The sequence below is a fragment of the Thermosulfurimonas sp. genome, assembly GCF_015491435.1.
GTDB lineage: Bacteria > Desulfobacterota > Thermodesulfobacteria > Thermodesulfobacteriales > Thermodesulfobacteriaceae > Thermosulfurimonas_A.
Genome location: NZ_WFVX01000136.1, coordinates 1 through 3,282 on the forward strand (window position 1 = coordinate 1; position 3,282 = coordinate 3,282).

At 60.7% G+C, this 3,282-nt stretch carries 4 protein-coding genes and 1 pseudogene; 2 read left to right on the forward strand and 3 right to left on the reverse strand.

Annotated features, from left to right (window positions below):
* The 3 genes from F8J34_RS06205 to F8J34_RS06215 form a co-directional block, all read right to left on the reverse strand.
* Positions 1–610, reverse strand: a 610-nt coding sequence (locus F8J34_RS06205) for a DnaJ domain-containing protein (RefSeq protein WP_297057234.1), incomplete at its 3' end; no start/stop codon positions are given.
* Entirely contained in the window at positions 607–870 is a 264-nt protein-coding gene (gene rpoZ, locus F8J34_RS06210) for a DNA-directed RNA polymerase subunit omega (RefSeq protein ID WP_297057237.1), read from the reverse strand. The genes F8J34_RS06205 and rpoZ, both read right to left, overlap by 4 nt.
* Positions 871–884: 14 nt before the next feature.
* Positions 885–1,109 (reverse strand): NifU family protein, encoded by a 225-nt coding sequence (locus F8J34_RS06215; protein ID WP_297057239.1) that lies wholly within the window; start codon positions 1,107–1,109, stop codon positions 885–887.
* A gap of 104 nt (positions 1,110–1,213) precedes the next feature.
* Between F8J34_RS06215 and ilvD the strand changes: the two genes are divergently transcribed.
* Positions 1,214–2,872 carry a dihydroxy-acid dehydratase gene (gene ilvD / locus F8J34_RS06220; RefSeq protein ID WP_297057241.1) on the forward strand — a complete coding sequence of 553 codons (1,659 nt, stop codon included), beginning with the start codon at positions 1,214–1,216 and terminating at the stop codon, positions 2,870–2,872.
* Positions 2,869–3,282: pseudogene (locus tag F8J34_RS06225) on the forward strand (hypothetical protein); the annotation flags it as partial. The gene ilvD and the pseudogene F8J34_RS06225, both read left to right, overlap by 4 nt.

Genomic DNA, 3,282 nt, shown 5'->3' on the forward strand with positions numbered 1-3,282 from the left:
CCCCCCGACAGCGCGGACAGGGATCCGAGATATAGGTGCCCATGCCCTGACAGTGGGGGCAGGTGGTGCTTATGCGAAAGAACCCTTCGGAATGGACGATATGCCCCCGGCCTTTACAGACCGGGCAATAACGGGTTTGGGCCCCCCGGGCCAGTCCCGAGCCCCCGCATTCCTCGCACCGTTCGTATTTCTCCAGGGTGATTTCGGCTTCCTTTCCGTGATAGACCTCTTCCAGAGTGAGAGAGAGCTCATAGGAAAGATCGGCTCCGGGGCGGGGTTTGCGCCCGGTTCTTTCTCGAAAACCGAAACCGAAAAACTCCTCAAAGAGATTGGAAAAGGCGGAGAAGATGTCTTCTACATCCTCGAAACCCCGGAAACCGGTCTGGTGCAGACCGGCGTGTCCCTGGGCGTCGTAGATGGCCCTTTTTTCCGGATCCGAAAGGACCTCGTAGGCCTCGGAGATCTCCTTGAACTTCTCCTCGGCTTCCCGATCGCCGGGATTGCGATCAGGATGATACTTCAGGGCCAGCCGGCGGTAGGCCCTCTTGATCTCCTCCTGGGTAGCGTTGCGGGGAACCCCCAGAATGGCATAATAATCCTTGGATCTCACGACTCCTCACCGGGGGCCTTGCCCTCAAGAAGATCGGAGATGGAAAACTCCTCGGCCTCCTTGGCCAGTTCCTTGATGTTTTCAAAGGTTACCTTGCCTGCGGCGATCTCCCGCAGAGCGGTGACGATTTCTTTGTTGTCGCATTCCACCAGGGGCTTGGCCCCCTTTCGAAGCTGGCGCACCCGTTCCACGGTAAGATGAATGAGCTTGAAACGATTGGGAACCTTCTCCAGGCAGTCTTCTATGGTTACGCGGGCCATAACCCCCTCCTTGCTTACATTACCGCTTCCACGGCCTTGACTTCCGGAACCTCCTTTTTGAGATAGCGTTCAATGCCCATCTTCAGGGTCATCTGGCTCATGGGACAGGTTCCGCAGGCTCCGCGCAGCCGGACCTTGACCACCCCCTCCTCGGTGATCTCCACCAACTCCACGTCTCCGCCGTCGGCCTGGAGCATGGGCCTTACCTTGGCCAGGGCTGCTTCTACCGCTTCGCGCATAATAAACCCCCTTTCCGAATTCGCTTGCTTAAGTTAATCGCTTCCTGTAAAAAAGCAAGGGTGCTATAAAAGGTTAAAGAATTTGGGGTAAGGGAGGTCTTATCATGCGCAGCGATCGGGTCAAGAAGGGGCTGGAGCGGGCCCCGCATCGTTCGCTCTTTCGGGCCCTGGGGCTTACGGACGAAGAACTCAAAAAGCCCCTGGTGGGTATAGCCAACGCCTATAACGAGGTCGTCCCCGGACACATGCACCTCCGGCAGATCACCGAGGCGGTGAAAGCCGGGGTTCGGATGGCCGGGGGAGTGCCTCTGGAGTTCGGCGTTATCGGGGTCTGCGACGGGATCGCCATGAACCACGAGGGAATGAAGTATTCCCTGGTTTCCCGGGAGATCATTGCCGATTCCATCGAGATCATGGCCCAGGCCCATGCCTTTGATGCCCTGGTGCTGGTTTCAAGCTGCGACAAGATCACCCCCGGGATGCTTATGGCGGCCCTGCGGCTCAACATCCCGGCCCTTCTTATCTCCGGAGGGCCCATGCTCACCGGCTCCTTCCGGGGACAGAAGGTGAATCTGATCTCGGTATTCGAGGGTATAGGGAAGGTTCGAGCCGGGGAGATGGACGAGGAAGAACTGGCCGAACTGGAAAGATGCGCCTGCCCCACCTGCGGCTCCTGTGCCGGTATGTTCACCGCCAACTCCATGAACTGTCTCTCCGAGGCCCTGGGGCTGGCTCTGCCGGGAAACGGCACCGTCCCGGCGGTGAGCGCCGAAAGACTGCGCCTGGCCAAACTTACCGGAATCAAGGTTATGGAACTCCTGCGCAAGAGGATTACTCCCCGTAAGATCGCTACTGAGGCCGCCTTTCGCAATGCCATCGCCGTGGATATGGCCCTGGGTTGTTCCACCAATACCGTACTTCATGTGCCGGCCATAGCCCGGGAGGCCGGGGTGGATTTACCCCTGCAGGTGTTTGACGAGATTTCGCGAAAGACTCCGGTGCTGGCCAGTTTGATTCCGGCCGGTCCGCACAGTGTTCCCGAGCTGGACGAGGCCGGCGGTATCCCCGCGGTGATGGCCGAACTTTCCCGGGCCGATCTCATCGAGACCGGGGTGCTCACCGGCCTGGGGGTGCCGCTCTCCAAGGTCCTGAAGGAGGCCCGTATCCGCAATCCCGAGGTCATCCGTCCTCTGGAGAAGGCCTACCGGGAGGAGGGGGGCATCGCCATCCTCTGGGGGACTCTGGCTCCGGAGGGAGCGGTGGTCAAGACCAGTGCGGTGATTCCGGAGATGATGCGCCACGAGGGGCCGGCCCGGGTCTTTGATTCCGAGGAGGAGGCTTATAAGGCCATACTTTCCGGAAAGATTCGTCCCGGGGACGTGGTGGTGATTCGCTACGAAGGTCCCCGGGGAGGTCCGGGGATGCGGGAGATGCTTTCCCCCACCTCGGCCATTATCGGGATGGGACTCGGTTCCTCGGTGGCTCTCATAACCGACGGCCGGTTCAGCGGAGGGACCCAGGGGGCCTGTATCGGGCATGTTTCTCCGGAAGCCGCCGAGGGTGGGCCCATCGCCCTGGTCCGGGAGGGCGATCGGATCCTCATAGATATCCCGGCCCGGCGCCTGGATCTTCTGGTTCCGGAAGAGGAGCTTGAGGCCCGGAGGAAGGCCTTTCGCCCCAAACGCCGAAAGGTAAGCGGAGTACTGGCCCGTTACGCCCGACTGGTTTCCTCCGGGGCCAAGGGGGCTGTGCTCGAGGAATGAACCGATACCTCCTGGTGGGGTATCTTACCCGGGATCTGATCCCCGAAGGAGGTTTTCGTTTCGGCGGAGCGGTGCTTTATGCGGGGCTCACCGTGCGTCGGCTGGGTTTTACCACCCATGTCCTTACCTCCGCGGCCGAGTCCCGGGAGGAGCTGGAGCGTCTCTTTCCGGAACTCTTCTGGCATCTCTGTCCGGCCCGGCAGACCACGGTTTTCGAGAATCGAGAGGGGCCTTCCGGACGCATACAAAGGGTCTGGTCCCGGGCCGGGAGGATAGATCCCCGGGCGGTTCCGGATCTGCCGTCGGAGATAGAAATTTTGCATCTGGCTCCGGTGCTGGACGAGGTCCCTCCGCACGGAGGTTTCCTGCAGGGGCTGAACTATCGGAGGCTGGTGGCCAATCCCCAGGGC